Origin of the sequence: Gemmatimonas aurantiaca (assembly GCF_037190085.1) — a bacterium.
Lineage (GTDB): Bacteria > Gemmatimonadota > Gemmatimonadetes > Gemmatimonadales > Gemmatimonadaceae > Gemmatimonas > Gemmatimonas aurantiaca_A.
The window spans coordinates 53,590-68,711 of the sequence record NZ_JBBCJO010000003.1; the positions used below are offsets into that span (position 1 = coordinate 53,590).

Annotated in this window: 14 protein-coding genes; 5 read left to right on the plus strand and 9 right to left on the minus strand. The window is 65.4% G+C overall.

Annotated features, from left to right (window positions below; all coding sequences use genetic code 11):
- The first annotated feature begins 2 nt into the window (after nucleotides 1-2).
- A complete protein-coding gene (locus tag WG208_RS04125) occupies nucleotides 3-1,673 on the plus strand; it encodes an alpha/beta hydrolase-fold protein (RefSeq protein ID WP_337170064.1) in 1,671 nt (556 codons plus the stop codon).
- Nucleotides 1,674-1,682: 9 nt separating this feature from the next.
- On the opposite strand, the gene WG208_RS04130 is transcribed toward WG208_RS04125, so the two are convergent.
- From WG208_RS04130 to WG208_RS04145, 4 genes are all read right to left on the minus strand, one after another.
- A complete protein-coding gene (locus WG208_RS04130) occupies nucleotides 1,683-3,077 on the minus strand; it encodes an FAD-dependent oxidoreductase (protein WP_337170065.1) in 1,395 nt (464 codons plus the stop codon).
- Complete coding sequence (locus WG208_RS04135) at nucleotides 3,074-3,694, minus strand: hypothetical protein (RefSeq protein ID WP_337170066.1); 621 nt, start codon at nucleotides 3,692-3,694, stop codon at nucleotides 3,074-3,076. Before WG208_RS04135 ends, WG208_RS04130 begins: the two co-directional genes overlap by 4 nt.
- Before the next feature lie 18 nt (nucleotides 3,695-3,712).
- The gene (locus WG208_RS04140; RefSeq protein WP_337170067.1) at nucleotides 3,713-4,459 is read right to left on the minus strand and encodes a prolyl oligopeptidase family serine peptidase; all 747 of its coding nucleotides are present in this window, start codon (nucleotides 4,457-4,459) and stop codon (nucleotides 3,713-3,715) included.
- A 101-nt stretch (nucleotides 4,460-4,560) separates the two neighbouring features.
- Nucleotides 4,561-5,142, minus strand: coding sequence for a DUF1697 domain-containing protein (locus tag WG208_RS04145; RefSeq protein ID WP_337170068.1), 582 nt, complete (start codon nucleotides 5,140-5,142; stop codon nucleotides 4,561-4,563).
- Nucleotides 5,143-5,330: 188 nt separating this feature from the next.
- On the opposite strand from WG208_RS04145, the gene WG208_RS04150 reads away from it, so the two are divergent.
- Nucleotides 5,331-6,392, plus strand: coding sequence for a zinc-binding dehydrogenase (locus tag WG208_RS04150; RefSeq protein ID WP_337170069.1), 1,062 nt, complete (start codon nucleotides 5,331-5,333; stop codon nucleotides 6,390-6,392).
- 50 nt (nucleotides 6,393-6,442) lie between these two features.
- Here the strand turns inward: WG208_RS04150 and WG208_RS04155 are convergent, their stop codons facing one another.
- From WG208_RS04155 to WG208_RS04175, 5 genes are all read right to left on the minus strand, one after another.
- Nucleotides 6,443-6,889, minus strand: coding sequence for an NUDIX domain-containing protein (locus WG208_RS04155; protein ID WP_345786960.1), 447 nt, complete (start codon nucleotides 6,887-6,889; stop codon nucleotides 6,443-6,445).
- Nucleotides 6,880-8,292 (minus strand): lanthionine synthetase LanC family protein, encoded by a 1,413-nt coding sequence (locus WG208_RS04160; RefSeq protein ID WP_337170071.1) that lies wholly within the window; start codon nucleotides 8,290-8,292, stop codon nucleotides 6,880-6,882. The genes WG208_RS04155 and WG208_RS04160 overlap by 10 nt, the downstream gene beginning before the upstream one ends.
- Nucleotides 8,279-8,752 carry an OsmC family protein gene (locus tag WG208_RS04165; RefSeq protein ID WP_337170072.1) on the minus strand — a complete coding sequence of 158 codons (474 nt, stop codon included), beginning with the start codon at nucleotides 8,750-8,752 and terminating at the stop codon, nucleotides 8,279-8,281. The genes WG208_RS04160 and WG208_RS04165 overlap by 14 nt, the downstream gene beginning before the upstream one ends.
- A 55-nt stretch (nucleotides 8,753-8,807) precedes the next feature.
- On the minus strand, nucleotides 8,808-10,022 hold the full coding sequence (locus WG208_RS04170) for a TlpA disulfide reductase family protein (RefSeq protein ID WP_337170073.1): 1,215 nt from the start codon (nucleotides 10,020-10,022) through the stop codon (nucleotides 8,808-8,810).
- Between the two features lie 115 nt (nucleotides 10,023-10,137).
- Nucleotides 10,138-10,635, minus strand: coding sequence for a protein-disulfide reductase DsbD domain-containing protein (locus tag WG208_RS04175; protein ID WP_337170074.1), 498 nt, complete (start codon nucleotides 10,633-10,635; stop codon nucleotides 10,138-10,140).
- 545 nt (nucleotides 10,636-11,180) lie between these two features.
- On the opposite strand from WG208_RS04175, the gene metB reads away from it, so the two are divergent.
- The 3 genes from metB to WG208_RS04190 all read left to right on the plus strand — a co-directional run bounded on the left by metB (nucleotide 11,181) and on the right by WG208_RS04190 (nucleotide 15,003).
- A complete protein-coding gene (gene metB, locus WG208_RS04180) occupies nucleotides 11,181-12,374 on the plus strand; it encodes a cystathionine gamma-synthase (protein WP_337170075.1) in 1,194 nt (397 codons plus the stop codon).
- A 154-nt stretch (nucleotides 12,375-12,528) separates the two neighbouring features.
- Nucleotides 12,529-13,674 (plus strand): ketoacyl-ACP synthase III, encoded by a 1,146-nt coding sequence (locus WG208_RS04185; protein WP_337170076.1) that lies wholly within the window; start codon nucleotides 12,529-12,531, stop codon nucleotides 13,672-13,674.
- Between the two features lie 21 nt (nucleotides 13,675-13,695).
- On the plus strand, nucleotides 13,696-15,003 hold the full coding sequence (locus tag WG208_RS04190; RefSeq protein ID WP_337170077.1) for a HAMP domain-containing sensor histidine kinase: 1,308 nt from the start codon (nucleotides 13,696-13,698) through the stop codon (nucleotides 15,001-15,003).
- The last annotated feature ends 119 nt before the right edge of the window (nucleotides 15,004-15,122 follow it).

The window sequence follows — 15,122 nt, forward strand, 5'->3', positions numbered from 1 at the left end:
GTATGCGCACTCCAACCCTCATGGCGCTCGCGGCTCTCGGCCTCGGGCTGTCCTCACCGCCGATCGCGGCCCAGACCTTCACGGTCTCCTTTCCCACCAGCGCCAGTGCCGGCCCCATCACCGGGCGGGCCTTCGTCTTCATCGCCCGCACGGACCGCACCGAGCCGCGCCTGCAGGCCGGTGCACGTCGCGGCAGTGAACAGTTTCTCGGCGTCGACATCGAGCAACTCGCTCCCGGCGCTTCGGCGACGATCGACCCGTCGACGCTGGGATTTCCCTTTGCATCGATCCGGGAACTGCCCGCCGGCGAGTATTTCGTGCAGGGGATGATCCTGCCCTACACGAAGTTCGCACGGGCCGACGGCCACACGATCTGGGCGCACATGGATCAGTGGGAAGGTCAGCGTTTCAACGACGCGCCCGGTGCCATCGTGAGCGGCGTGCAGAAGGTGCGCGTGGATGGCAATGCGCGCATTGCGCTCACGGTCGATCGGGTGCTGCCGCCCGTGAAGAAGATCGCCGACACCGAATGGGTGCAGCGCTTCACGATGACATCGAAGCTCGCCAGCGCCTTCTGGAATCACGACATGACCGTGGGCGCCGTGGTGCTTTTGCCCAGAGGATATGCGCAGAACCGCGCGAAGCGTTATCCCGTGGTGTACACGATCGGGCACTTCAGCGAGCGGGCGCCGTTCGGTTTCACCTTCGACGGATGTGACCGGCCCGAATCAGCCGAAGCGCGCGCCACGCGTCTGGCCCGCAGCGCCCGGGAAACCGGGTGTGAATTCCAGCAGGCCTGGACCACGGGCAAGGTCCCCGAATTCATCGCGGTCTTCATTCAGCATCCCACGCCGTTCTACGACGACAGCTACGCGCTCAACTCGGCCAACAACGGCCCCTATGGCGACGTGATCACCAAGGAGATCATCCCCGAGATCGATCGTCGCTATCGCACCATCGCGTCGGGCCACGCCCGCACGCTCACCGGCGGCTCCACCGGCGGATGGGACGTGCTCGGTCTCCAGGTCCACTATCCCGACGTCTTCGGCGGCGCCTGGTCGCTCTATCCCGATCAGCTCGATTTCCGGAACTATCAGTTCGGCAACATCTACGCCGACTCCAATGCCTTCGAGCGTCGCGACGGCGCCTGGCTGTCGCGGGAAATCCCCTCGAGCCGTGGACCCGAGGGCATGATGGAACTCAGCATGCGCGAGGAGAACCAGGCCGAACTCGTCATCGCCACGAAAGGACGTTCCGGCGGACAATGGGACGGTTGGCAGGCGGCATGGGCGCCGGTCGGTGCCGACGGGTACCCCAAGCCACTCTGGGACAAACGCACCGGCGTGATCGACCACAGTGTGGCCGAAGCCATGCGAGCCAGAGGTTACGATCTGCGCGACTACGTCGAACGCAACTGGTCCACCATCGGCCCAAAGCTCGTGGGCAAGATCCACGTGGCCGTGGGCGACATGGACAACTACTTCCTGAACCTCGGCGTCTATCGCTTCGAAACGTTCCTCGAAAGCACGAAACAGCCGGGCAAGGGACCGTACTACGCCGGCAAGTTCGAATACGGCCGTCCGCTCAAGCCGCACGGCTGGCAGCCGTGGAGCAATCAGGAGCTGCTGCGCATGATGGACGCGCAGGTGAAGAAGGGCGCGCTCCGGCAGTAACTCAGCAGTTCAGAGCTGCCCCGTGCTGCCCCAGGTGGCGATCCGGGCCCGATAGTCCGGATCGTCATGGCGCGCGGGGCTGAATGCAGATGCATAGTCGGGACGCGGTGCGCCGGTGATCAGAGCCGCCAGCAGTTCGGCCGACGCCGGCGCCGCCATCAATCCGAATCCGGAGAACCCCGCGCACACGAATGCCCCCCGTGCGCCACTGGCGCCGATCACCGGCCGGTTCTCGATGGTCTTCGTGTAGTAGCCGCCATCCACCGACATGGCCGGCAGAGGATCCAGATACCGGGAGAATCCCGGCACCAGCTTCGTGATGCCGCGCAGCACCACCTCCGGATAGTACGGATCGACCGGCAAGGGATAGATCGGCGCATCGAAACGGTGATCGCCGTGATAGTCCCACAACATCAGCACAGTCCGTGCGTGGCCGTACCCCTCGGGGCGCAGGTGCACACCGGCCGGCATCGGCAGAGTGAATCGTTCCGTGTCCGCTTGTGACGCCAGCGCCTCGCGCTCCTCGTCCGTCCACTCCAGTTGCTGCGCATCGTCGAGGATCACCAGCCCCGTGTTCCGGTCCAGTACTCCATGCACATCCTCGATGGCCACCTTGCAGTGCAGCTCCGAGAAGAGCGGCAGGTCCATGCCCGTCAGCAGTCCGACCTCGCGGGCATATGGTCCGGCGGCATTCACGAACACCGGTGTTTGAATGCGCCGATCATGACCATGCGCATCCCGCACGTGTATGGCGGTCACGTCCCCCTGCGTGGTGTCCACGCCGACGACGCAACCACTCACCAGGGAAGCGCCGGATGCTTTCGCCTGTTCGAGCAACGACATTCCCAGTTGCTGCCCACTGAACCATCCGCATCGACGCGCATGCAGCACGGCGCGGATATCCGGCGCCAGCCACGGAAATTGCCGGCGAATCGCCGACTGATCGAAAAACAGATCCGCACCGGTCGGGTGTGCCTGGTACCCGCGATGGTCGGACGGACGATACGCCTCGCTCTCCTGCACGGTCCGATGGACGCGCACCTCGCCGGCGCCCTGCACCGACGCCCGGTGGGCATCCCTCTCCATCTGCCGCGCCCGCTCCGGATCAGCCGTCGCATACAGATAGCCGCGTCGATTGAGATGGAACCGATTGCCGCTGGTGTCCGCCCACTGTTCCAGCAGGTCGATACTGCGATTCATCAGACGCACCATCGCATCGTCGGGACCGGGCCACCAGTTCCGGTACGCTTCGGTCGACTTGTCGCTCGTGAGCGACAGCGGTGCTTGATCGTCGACGATCGTCACACGCGACCATCCGTGCTGCACGGAGAGCGCATGCGCCACCGCAACACCGGCGATGCCTGCTCCGCAGATGACCGCGTCGACGTGCTCCGTACTGCTCACCGCGCGGTATCGTTCATGGCATCATCATGCGCACCCGCGTGCTCCGCACCATTTGCCCAGAGTGCGCGTTCCACCAGCACGGCGTTCCATGCTGCTCCCAGCCCGGTAGCCCGTTTTACGATGGCGTCGACGTATCGTCGATAGTAGCTGACACTCCAGGCCACGGGGCCGAGTCCGGATATCTGATTCGCCACCAGTTCATCGAAAAACGGATAGCGATCGGGATCCACGATGGCGAGCACCGCCGATGCGGTGGCCGGTCCCACCCCGGCCAGTGCCGTATACGCACCGATCGCCCTGGTGAGCTGATCGAGATGGTCCGCGGCGGTCATGCCGGCCTGATCGACCGCATCGGGTGCATTGCCGCGCACCAGTGTGAGGTTCGGCCCGCGCCACACACCGCGTGTCATCTTCCATTCGGTGATACGCACGAGTTCTTCGTGCGTGACACGGCGCGGCGTGCGCGCCTGCACGATCGGCGTGAGCACGTCACGATACCATGTATCCAGCTCCACGAGACGCGGCGCAGGCTGCTGCGCGATGACGTCGGGATACCGGTCGAGTGCCTGCTGCCACACGGCGGAATCGGTCTCGGCCCAGAGTGTCGGAGTGCGCATGCGGGAAATCTGCGGCACTCAATGGCGACTGCGGAAGAACCGTGTCGCGCGCAACAACGCATCGGTCGACGCCGAGTCGCCCAGGGTATGACTTTCGGCGGGGTACACGACGAGCTGCGCCCGTCGTCCGGCACGCTGAACGGCGGCCTGCAGCTTCCGGGCTTCCTGCACCGGCACCTCTTCATCGTCACCGCCATGCAGCAGCAGCATGGGCGGCACGCGACGCAGCGAATCGGCCAGGAACGGTTCGAGCCCAGCCCCGACCAATGCCAGCCGGTGCACACGCGCATCCACCGCCCCCACGCCCACCCCAAGCCATGCGCCCAGGGAAATACCCAGCACCGACAGTTGTCGGGGGTTCACATAGGACTGCGAATCGGCCCACGTGATCGCCGCCCGCACGTCGCCCACCCAGCGCCAGTAGTGTTCCTGCTCCGCCTCTTCGTCGGCGATGAAATTGCCCGTGCCATCGAAATAGTGCACCACCAAGGCCGTCTGTCCGAGCGCCGCGAGTGTGCGCGCATACCGCGTCACCTGCTGCGTCCCCAGCCCGTGAATCCCTCCCGATCCATGCAGCAGGAGCACGGTGGCATGTCGTCCCGGAGTGTCCGGCCGATAGACATCGATCCGCACGTCGTCGCCGTGACTGACGATGACCTCCGTGGACTCGCGTGTCTCATGCTGCAGAACGCGGTCCGGCAGGACCAGGGCATTGCGATTGAAGCAACCGAGGAATACGCCGGCCGCCATCGCGACCATGCCCATGGAACGCCACCCGCGCCGCCTCATGATCGACTCAGGACCGCCTTACGGTGATTCATGGTTGACCCACGATTGAACCACGCACCTCGTGCCTCGTGCCTCGTTCACGCACCGGCCGTGTCGTCCGTCAGCGCCAGCAACTTCTGCATGGTGTTCCAGTTGCGCGCCGTGACCCGATTGCCGAGCGGTCGGGCTGCCTTTTCGTACACCACACTCGCCGCGATGCCTTGCGGGAACCACAGGTATGCCGCCCGCGGGCCCACGACGAACCGCTCATCCTCCGTGGATGCGTCGGCGAGGGGCGCGAGATGCGCCGTGGTCGTGTCGCGGGTCCAGACGGTCACCAGCACTTTCGACGGTTCGGCCAGCGCCTCCTCATGCAGCGGATTCTCGGCGAGAATCCGGCGCAGTTCTTCCGGTGTGCGCACGAAGATGGTGGTATCGATCTGCAACGCCGTGAGAATGGCCTCGTGCAGTGTCCGTTCCGCATCGGCGGGGGTCATGCTGGTGCGATAGACCAGATTGCCGCTGTTGAGCAGTGTCCGGGCCTCCTCGAACCCCAGGGACTCGGCGATCTCACGTAACGTGGCCATGGGGACTTTTTTGCCACCACCCACGTTCACTCCCCGCAACAGGGCGATGTGCCAGGTGGTGACGGGCTTGGTCTTCTTGCGGGAAGTGGGCATGCCGACAACATGGCGCCCGTGACCGCGGGCCGTCAGTATGCTGGCCCCGTGGTGGGGCCGTGTCGTTCATCGTGTCGTTCGTCGTGTCGCCCACTGTGCCGCCGTCGTGTCGCCGTCGTGCCGTCCCTCGCAGCGCCCGCCGGAGACCGGTCGTTGTGCCCCGTGAATCGGCCGTCTACCTTGGCCGCATGAACGCCCCCACTGCCCAGACGATGCGCGCCGTCCGGATGAGCGCGCCCGGCGCGCCCGTGACCCTCATGGAGATCCCGATCCCCGCGTGCGGGCCGCGGGATGTGCTGATACGGGTGCGCGCGGCCGGCATCTGCCATTCGGATGCGCACTATCGGAGTGGCCGTTCACCGGTGCACCCGCTGCCTCTGACGCTCGGCCATGAAATTGCGGGGGACGTGGTGGCGGTCGGCGCGGACGTGACGGGGTTGCCGGTGGGAACCCGGGTCGCCCTGCACTATCTCGTCATCTGCGGCACATGCCCCGACTGTCGGGCCGGCCGTGAGCAGTTCTGCCGGACGGGACTGATGCTGGGGCACTTCACCGACGGCGGCTGGGCCGAATACATCGTGGTGCCGGCCTGGAATGCCGTGCCGCTGCCCGATGCGGTCCCGTACGAACATGGTGCGGTCATGATGTGTTCGTCTGCCACCTCACTGCACGCGCTGCGCAAGGGACGGCTGCAACCCGGTGAATCGGTGCTGGTCATCGGCGCCGGTGGACTCGGCATGTCGGCTATTCAACTCGCGACAGGGCTCGGCGCCTCGCAGGTGATCGCCGTGGATCGTGACGCGCAAAAGCTGGCGCTCGCCGCGCAATTCGGTGCGATATCCGTCTCGGCCGCCGATCGTACGGTGGACGAGGTCGTGACAGCCGTGCGCGAGGCGTCACATGGGCGTGGCGTGGACGTGGCGCTCGAACTGGTCGGCAGTGTCGACACGGTGCAGGTGTCGCTCAAGTCCCTCGCACCACTCGGACGCGCGGTGGTGGTGGGCCTCAACCACATCGCGGTGCCGGTCGACAGCTATCGCGACATCATCGGCCGTGAAGCGGAGCTGATCGGTTCGAACGATCACCTGCGCAGCGAACTCGAAGAGTTGATGGTCATGGCCTCGACGGGTCGTCTCGACCTGCGGCACGTGGTCACGAACACCGTGCCCCTCGACGCCGACGCCATCAACGGCGTGCTCGACGCCCTCGACCGTCATGCCGCGCCGGTGCGCACGGTCATCGTGCCATAGGGAAATTCGAAACCGCCGGGAGCCGTGACGCATAGCCGACACGGCGAACGTCAGCGGTCCGGCAGCACGAAGCCCTGCGTGAGCAGGTTTTCGATGGGCAGAAAACGTGGCGACGGGAGGGCGTCCCAGGCAAACCATTCCCACCCTTCGCATTTGTCCGGCTCGCGCACGACCGCTTCTCCATGGGGTGCTTCGGCGATCACGAACAGCGTGACGTAGTGTCGTTCGGATTGCCCCGGTTGTGCGGGGAACCGGTCGTTGGTCCAGGGGCCGTCGTGCGTTTCCGTCAGAGTGAGCCCTGTCTCCTCGAGCGCTTCGCGACGGGCACAGTCGTGCACCGATTCGCCCCACTCGAGATGTCCGCCCGGGAACTGCCACACACCGTCACCATGCGTGCGGCTGCGCCGTCGTCCGAGCAACACGCGGTCGCCGCGACGGATGATGACCGCCACGCCGACACGGGGCTGCGGAACACCAACCGGTTCACTCACGCCCACGACGGAGAGTCGGGCAGCACCACCAGCGGCTTCCGGCCACGCAGTGCGCCTTCGAGATGCAACAGCGCGACGCCGACTCCCGCCGCCCCCTGCATGAAACCCGTCTGCGCGACGGTGTCCTCAGGGCTCGCCCGATTCTCCGCCTGCACCCACTTGAGCCCTCCGGCATCGGGCGTGGCGCGCGCGATCACATCGTCCATCACCCGTTGCGCAAACGCGAGATCGTCGGCACTGCGGGTCGTGGCATGGCGGGCCACGAAATACTCCGCCACACCGCAGTTACCGCAACACTGCGAGATGTTGTTCCAGAACCCCGAGCGATCCGGATACTGTTCGGGCACGCCGCTCTCGACGATCGCTCGGGACAACGCCGGCTGATAGCGACGCCATGTCGCGTCACCGGTGAGGCGTTCGAGTTGCCGGTAGAGACGCGCGGTGCCCGCCGGCCCGTGACACCAGCTCAGGTAGTACAACGACTCGTTGCCGGGTTCCGAATGAAAGATCTTCCTGGCGCCGCTTGTCGATACGGTCGTAATCCCGTCCAGGTAACGTGCCCCCGACAGCGCACCGGCGCGGGCCGCCTGCTGCAATGCCCGGTCGTCAGCGAGCGCCGGATGCATGGCCAACGTGGCCAGTGTATAGCTCACGCCGGCCGTGCCATGCGAAAAGTTCGGATAACGGCGCGGCGTGCTGGGCGAGATAGCCCACTTGGTGCCGTTGCCTTCCGTCACCCCGGCGTCGAGCAGCGAGCGTGCGGCCCCGCGCAACAATCGGTTGGTGTCACGCCAGGGTGAGCCAGGTGCGCGATCGCGAGCCTGCAACCAGGTCAGTGCCAGTGCGATACCGGCCGTCCCCGAGATGATATCGGTGGAGTCCTGCCACACGGCCGCGTCGCCCTTCCACGTGGCACCATCACGCACACGACCGGCAATCTGCGCGAGCGCCAACTGCCCCGCGGCAAACGGCGCACGCTCCTGCACGAGTTGCAGCACGTACGCGATCCCGGTGAGCCCCGTGTACAATCCGGCGCCACCGGCGCCCACGCCCTGGCGTGGCAATGCAGCGATGAGCGCCCGCGCCCCGTCCTGCGCTTCACGCAGGTGACGGGCGTCTCCCGTGGCATGATGCAATTCGAGATGCAGCAGCACGACGCCGGGCATGCCGGAGTAGAGACTCTGATCCACGACCTGCGGTTTGCGTGGATCCACCGGCCAGCGCACGGTGTCACCTTCGCGCTGTGCGCTGCTGCTGATCCAGCGTTCGGCAGCGAGGGCCGCGGCCCGGTAGTCCGCGGCGGAAGAGGTGTTGTCCGATCCGGCGAATTCCGATGCCGCCACCCAGCGCGGCACCGCCAGCACACCGGAACCGATCAACACCTGCTTCAACAGTTCACGACGATCCATGTTTCGGCTCCACGAGCACGTTTGTCCGCACCGAGTTCGCGATGAAGCAGGACTCGTGTGCTTCATGATGGGCGGCCTCTGCTTCCGCGGCCGATGGCGGTTCACCCGCGAACTGCACGGCGGGGCGCAACGTCACGCGGGACATCACGAGTTGCCCCCGTTCGTTTTTTGCCATCTCGCCTTCGGCCTCGTCGAGGTAACGGTCCACCGTCCAGCCGCGCTCCGCGGCGATGGACAGGAACCACAACATGTGACACGACGACAGTGAGGCGACGAAGGCTTCTTCGGGGTCCACGCCCGATGGATCGGACAGTGGAATGCGCACCACCTGCGGTGAAGACGAAGCAGGCACGACGGCTCCCCCATCGAAGCGCCACTGATGCGCGCGGCTGTAGCGATTGTCGGTGAATCGCGCCTCACCGCGCGACCACTCGATGGTGGCGGAGTAGAGATGGGCCATACGTCACACTACTCCGCCGCCCTCATATGCGCCATCGCGTACGTCCCTTCGACGATCACCGCCCGGTCGCGCCCGTCACCGGCTCCTCGAGCAGCCCCTCCACGATGGCCTCGTATTCGGCCACCAGCGTTTCGTGGTGCACCCCGCTCGCTTTGGCCGCGAAGCCGGTGCGCACCGCCCGCACCGTCCCGTCACGTCCCAGGAAGAACGTGGCCGGCCAGGTGTTGAGGTTCACGGCCTGCGGCAGTTTTGAAGTGACCTCCTTCGGCTCGCCCGCCACCAGGTAGGCATAGTCCACGTCGTAACGCTTCACGAAGGCCTTGAGACGGGAAAGATCGGACAGCTCCTCGGCCTCTTCGAAATCGAGCGCCACGACTTCCAGCCCGCGATCGCGGTACTTGCGATACAGCGACGACAGGAACGGCGCTTCATCGTGACAGTTCGGGCACCACGTGCCGGTGACATTCACCACCACGACCTTGCCGGCATACCGCGCATCACGATTGGTCACCCGCGCACCTGTCACATCCGGGAAGTCGAACACGAACGGCTCATGGGCATCGCGCACCGAGGTGTGTGTGGCCACATCGGCCGGCTCGGCCAGCCCGCGCGCCCGTGCATCGGCGTCACGCCAGGCCACATACTTGCGCGCGGCTCCGCGTGGTGAACGCTGCACGATGGTGAGGGAACCATCCGTGTTGGGCTCCACGTCGAGACGGCCGGGCCGCGTGCCATCGAAGTGCGACAACGTGAACCGTCCATCGGCAAACGTGCCCGTGTGTGCACCCGCATCACCATCGACCCGCAGGATGGTGGCCGTGACCTGGGCTCCCGACTGTTGCGCGATGAAACGCCACGCGCGTTCACCTTTGGAGCTCTCCACCGGAAAGATCCACGTGCCGGCAATGGATGGCACCGGACCGACCGCCGGTGCGGACGTCGCCGCGCCCGGACGTGCGGTCACACGCACGGAATCACGACGACGCGGATTGCCGAACCACCCCTCGAACCCCTCGGCGGTCCGAGTGCCACGCAATCGCGACGCGAGATGCGCGAACTCGACGATCACCGAGTCGCCCACGGCCGCGATCGACCGGCCGGCGCGCTGTGGCACGACACGCACGGCCGTCGACGTGATGGAATCGGTGCCGTTGTAGAACGCCAGATGCGCCGGCCGGGATGCTCCGGTTCCGGTCCACGCCAGCGGAAACGTGACGGTGAGGGAGTCGTAGTGCAGTGTCCCTTCCCATCGCCCGGACAGCGGTGGCACGGCCGATTGGGCATGCAGTGGTGCGCCGGATGCACCGCATGCGCCAACGGTCACAAGAAGGCCCGCCAGAATCTTTCCCGGAGTCTTTCCCGGAATCGTTCGTTGTGTCATGACGTCACCGTGCGGCAAGCCGCGTTGAGAGTTCGATGGTCCTGGGGGGCAGGCAGAGCGTGTCGCTGCAGGCCTGATAGCGCACGCGCAATACGACCGTGGAGGTGCCGGCCCCTCCTGTCGCACCGACGCCGGCGGTCGCGACCAGTGGCACGGAGAATTGCGGCGCGCCGCTGTACCACTCCACCGGAATGCCGAATGGTGACGTGGGTTGGCGCTCAGGCACCGGCCCTTTCACGGTGCCCGCCACGGACCAGATGGAGCTGCCCGTGGCCGAAGCTGCGCTCGTCACACGCAGCGGGAACGGCCCATCGGGTTGTTGCGTGAGCGAATAGACGTGCCAACCCGGATCGATCCGTGCGCCGATCTGCACGAACTGCGTATCACCCCGCGCGGCGCGCGTGACACGGGTGACGACCCACTGCACCCGTTCGACGGGTTGCGCAGGTGGAGAGGAGACGCTGCTGCCGATCAGCAGCGCAATGGAGGCCAACACCGACATGGAACCACCCTGATGGAGGTGAACACATGCGAGGGCCTATGAAAAACGCCCGCCCCTCGCACGAGGGGCGGGCGCCGAAGCCGCGACGGTACGCACAAACGCGTACCGGTTACGAAGATCCGGACATCACGAAGCCCCCGACGCGCTCTGCACGACAACGCAGCGCACGACAGCGGGGACAACAGCAGGTGAAATCTCGGAGCAGCATGGATGACCGCATGAATGGCACCGTAATGCGCACCGGATCGTCCTGTCAAGGTGGAGCTCGCGGTCGTTCACATGCGAGCAGATTATCAGGCAGGTTATCAGGCAGGCCATCAAACACGTTCCCAACGAACGCCACTTGACGGCAGCCACCGATTTTCGCTAACCTGAAAAAGCGATTCGACACCGAGTCGCACGACAACCGAAGTGCCCCTGCTCCGCACGTGGTCATTTGCCGCTTATTGCCGCCACGTTAAACAAGGTGCTAAAACGCGAAGACCCGGCGGCGAGCCGGGTTTTTTGTTTTGGGACCTCGTCATTCACCCATTCACGAGGTTCCCATGTCTGTCTCGCTGCACGCCCCGATCGTGGCCAGCGCCTCCCATCGTACCCGGGCCGTGCGAGCCGGCATCGACACCGACCGGGCGCATGGCGCGGTCGTTCCGCCACTGCATCTCTCGTCGAACTTTTCGTTTCCCGCCTTCGGCGAGAAGCGTCGCTTCGACTACACCCGCAGCGGTAATCCCACCCGGCAGATCCTGGCCGACTCCCTCGCCGAACTCGAAGAGGGTGCCGGATCGGTCATCACGGCGAGTGGCATGGCCGCTGTGACACTGGCCCTGCAGCTCGTACCCCCCGGTGCCACGGTGGTCTGCGCCCATGATTGTTACGGCGGCACATGGCGCCTGCTGCAATCGCTCGCCACCAGGGGCCAGTTCACACTGCATCTGGTGGATCTGACACGGCCGGAGGGTGAATGGGAGATCCGGCTGCACGCGCCGGCGATGGTATGGATCGAAACGCCCAGCAATCCGCTGCTGCGTATCACCGATATCCGTGCGATCTGTACCGTGGCCCGGGACATCGGCGCACTCTGCGTGGTGGACAACACCTTCCTGTCGCCGGCCCTGCAACGCCCTCTGACCCTGGGCGCGGACGTGGTGGTGCATTCCACCACCAAGTACCTCAATGGGCATAGCGATGTGGTGGGCGGCGCGGTGATCGCGCAAGATCCCGCCGTACTGGACACACTCGAGTTCTGGTCCAACTGCCTCGGTCTCTCCGGTGCGCCGTTCGACAGCTATCTCACACTGCGCGGCGTGCGCACGCTCTTCCCGCGCCTGGCCCAGCACGAATCCAATGCCCGCGCCATCGCCGATGTTCTGCAGGCACATCCCGCGGTGAGTGCCGTACACTATCCGGGCCTCGCATCGCATCCGGGACATGCCATCGCCGTGGCGCAACAGGATGGGTTCGGCGCCATGCTGAGCTTCGAACTCGCCGGGGGCCTGGAGGCCGCGCGCGCACTCACCCAGTCACTGCGGTGCTTCACACTCGCTGAGTCTCTCGGTGGTGTGGAAAGTCTCGTGGCGCATCCGGCCACCATGACACACGCATCGATGGATGCCGCGGCGCGGGAAGCCGCTGGGATCCGTGACGGTCTGCTGCGTCTTTCGGTGGGTATCGAACACGGTGAGGACCTCTGCCGTGACGTACGTCATGCGCTCGACGTGTTACCGGAGCCCGCGGCATGATCGGGATGAGTTGACGGGATGACCTGGCGGACACCGGTATGGAAGAGACGTCTTGCGATCCGCTGCGGGACCGGTAGGCTTTCTCAATCCCGCCTCCGCATCCAGGACCCATTCCACAGGGATACCTGCGATTGCCATCCCCTCCGTCTTTTCCATGACGCCTGCCCGTTACGCCGCCATCACCGGCTGGGGTGAAGGACTCCCACCCGCCGTCCTTTCGAACGCCGATCTGTCCACCTTCCTCGACACATCGGACGAATGGATCGTGCAGCGCACGGGCATGCAGGAACGTCGCATCGCGCATGTCTCTGCGATCGAGATGGCGACGATCGCATCGCATCGGGCACTCGCCTGCGCCGGACTCGCGCCGGATGCCGTGGAGCTCATCGTGTACGGCAGCTGCAGCAATGACGAACAGGTGCCCAATTGTGCCTCGGGCGTGCAGCTGGCGCTCGGGGCGACACGCGCGGCGGCGATGGATCTCAACACCGCATGCACGAGTTTTCTCTATGGCCTGTCCAGTGCCACGGCCATGATCCAGACGGGTATGGTGAAGAATGCGCTGGTGATCGGCGTGGAACTCATCAGCCAGTTCATGGACTGGAGCAACCGCAACGTGGCCGTGCTCTTCGGCGATGGTGCCGCCGCCGTGGTGCTCGAAGCCTCCGACACGCCAAGCGGCGTGATCGGGACGGTCCTCGGCTGTGATGCCGAAGCCCGGCAGACGCTGCGGGTGCGCGGCATGGGATGTGACTACGCGCGTGGTGAGGTCACGTATGGTGATACCATCTGGGACTTCGATGGACAGGCCATCTTCAAGCGTGCGGTGCACGGCATGAGCGACGCCTGCGCCCGGGTGCTGCAACAGGCGGGCGTGAGCGCGGACGACATCGATCTGCTGGTGCCGCACCAGGCCAACCTGCGCATCATCGAAGCCGTGGCGAAGTATGCCGGCGTTTCCATGGACCGGGTCATGCTCACTGTGCAGCGGTACGGCAACATGAGTGCCGCCACGGTACCGGTGGCCCTGGTGGATGCGTTGAAAGAAGGACGCGTGAAACCCGGCAGTCTCCTGCTGATGCCGGGATTCGGGGGCGGGCTCACCTACGGGGCATTGCTCGTGCGATGGGGCGATCGTGTCACGCCGCTCGGCACGAGTGAAGCCACGTTCCCCGCCGAACACCCCAGCGCACTGGAGATGGTGAACGCCATCAGAATGCGTCAGGACCCGCATGGCCGATCGCACGACGCGCTCTTCGCGCCACGCTTCGTGGAAAGTCTGCACCAGCCCACCACCTGACTCCTCGCCCATTCCGCGCCGATGGCATCCACCACCAGGGACCCGCTCGCGGAAGCACAGGCTGCGTCACTGCTGTTGCTCTCCCGCATGATCCTCTGGTTCTGGTGCCCGGGGCTCGCGTTCTCGTTGGCGCTCTACTTTCCCAGAGTCACGTTTCAGACACCATTGACGGCGGCATTGATACTGCTGCCACTGGTGGGATGGTTTCTCCGGCCTGCACCGAGCCGTCCGGCGACACTGCGGGCCACGGCGGCGTTGCTGGCATTCGGCATCATCGCGGTCATTGCACTCCTTTCCAGTGGTCCCCGGTCGCTCAACATCGCGATGATCGCGCTGCTGCTCAGTCTCATCGTGCTCTTCCGCAGCCCGCGCACCACGGGTGTTGCCCTCGCCGGATTGGCGCTGTGTGCGATCATCGGGATCGTGTTGCAGGCCATCGGGTGGATGCCACCGACCTCGGGCGAGGGAGACCGTCCGATGCCGTACCGGATCGTCACCGCGCTCATGGCGATCTCGGCTCTGGGGTACTGCGCCTCGGTGTCGATTTCGACACTGCGCATCTACGGCGTTGCCCGTCAAGCGGCCGAAGAGCGGCTCGAGGAACTGCGGCGGGCGCGTGAGGAGGCCGAGGCGCTGCAGTTACGTGAAGTGAAAGCGACGATCGCGACCGGCATGGCGCACGACCTCGCGAACATCGTGCAGGTGATGACGAGTTCCGCCGATCTGTTGCGAGATCAGCCACTGGACCATGAAGGACATGCGGCGCTGCAGGAGATCGAGGTGATCGGCGAACGAGCCACCAGCACGCTGCGCGCCCTGCTCACGATTGGCCGGGCGACGGCGGCCGACACGCCTCCGGTGGCGATGGGCGCATCGTCCGGCTCCTCCGGCCGCGCCAATGTCCGGACCGTCCTTGGCCGGCTCGAAACGTTGCTGCGTCCGCTGCTCGGCCGTCGCGTCAGTCTGTTCATCGAAGTCGAATCGCCATCGATGGTATCCGTCGACGGCAGTCGTCTCGAGCAGGCGCTGTTGAATCTGGCCCTCAACGCGCGCGATGCCATGCCGCACGGCGGTACGCTGCGGATCACCGCGCGGGACGCAGGGGAAGAGGTGCTGATCGCCGTGACCGACACCGGTATTGGCCTGGATCCGGAGATTCAGGCCAGGGTTTTCGAACCCTATTTCACGACCAAGGCACCCGGAAAAGGCACCGGACTTGGTCTCGCGATGGTGCGTCGTATCATGGACCAATCGAATGGACGCATCACGGTGACCAGCGCGTTGGGAGAAGGCACGACGTTCTCGCTCTGGTTCCCGCAGGCGACGTAGGGCGAGTCCGCGACAACGACCACAACAAACAGCCTTGCCACGGATTGCGCGGATGGGGCGGAAACTACACGGATCAACAACGAGATGTTTTCGTAGTTATCCGTGCTGTTTCCGCCCCA

Coding starts and splice junctions, on each gene's coding strand:
- WG208_RS04125 (WP_337170064.1), top strand. CDS start 3: ATGCGCACTCCAACCCTCATGGCGCTCGCGGCTCTCGGCCTCGGGCTG.
- WG208_RS04135 (WP_337170066.1), bottom strand. CDS start 3,694: ATGCGCACTCCGACACTCTGGGCCGAGACCGATTCCGCCGTGTGGCAG.
- WG208_RS04140 (WP_337170067.1), bottom strand. CDS start 4,459: ATGGGCATGGTCGCGATGGCGGCCGGCGTATTCCTCGGTTGCTTCAAT.
- WG208_RS04145 (WP_337170068.1), bottom strand. CDS start 5,142: ATGCCCACTTCCCGCAAGAAGACCAAGCCCGTCACCACCTGGCACATC.
- WG208_RS04150 (WP_337170069.1), top strand. CDS start 5,331: ATGAACGCCCCCACTGCCCAGACGATGCGCGCCGTCCGGATGAGCGCG.
- WG208_RS04160 (WP_337170071.1), bottom strand. CDS start 8,292: ATGGATCGTCGTGAACTGTTGAAGCAGGTGTTGATCGGTTCCGGTGTG.
- WG208_RS04165 (WP_337170072.1), bottom strand. CDS start 8,752: ATGGCCCATCTCTACTCCGCCACCATCGAGTGGTCGCGCGGTGAGGCG.
- WG208_RS04175 (WP_337170074.1), bottom strand. CDS start 10,635: ATGTCGGTGTTGGCCTCCATTGCGCTGCTGATCGGCAGCAGCGTCTCC.
- metB (WP_337170075.1), top strand. CDS start 11,181: ATGTCTGTCTCGCTGCACGCCCCGATCGTGGCCAGCGCCTCCCATCGT.
- WG208_RS04185 (WP_337170076.1), top strand. CDS start 12,529: ATGACGCCTGCCCGTTACGCCGCCATCACCGGCTGGGGTGAAGGACTC.
- WG208_RS04190 (WP_337170077.1), top strand. CDS start 13,696: ATGGCATCCACCACCAGGGACCCGCTCGCGGAAGCACAGGCTGCGTCA.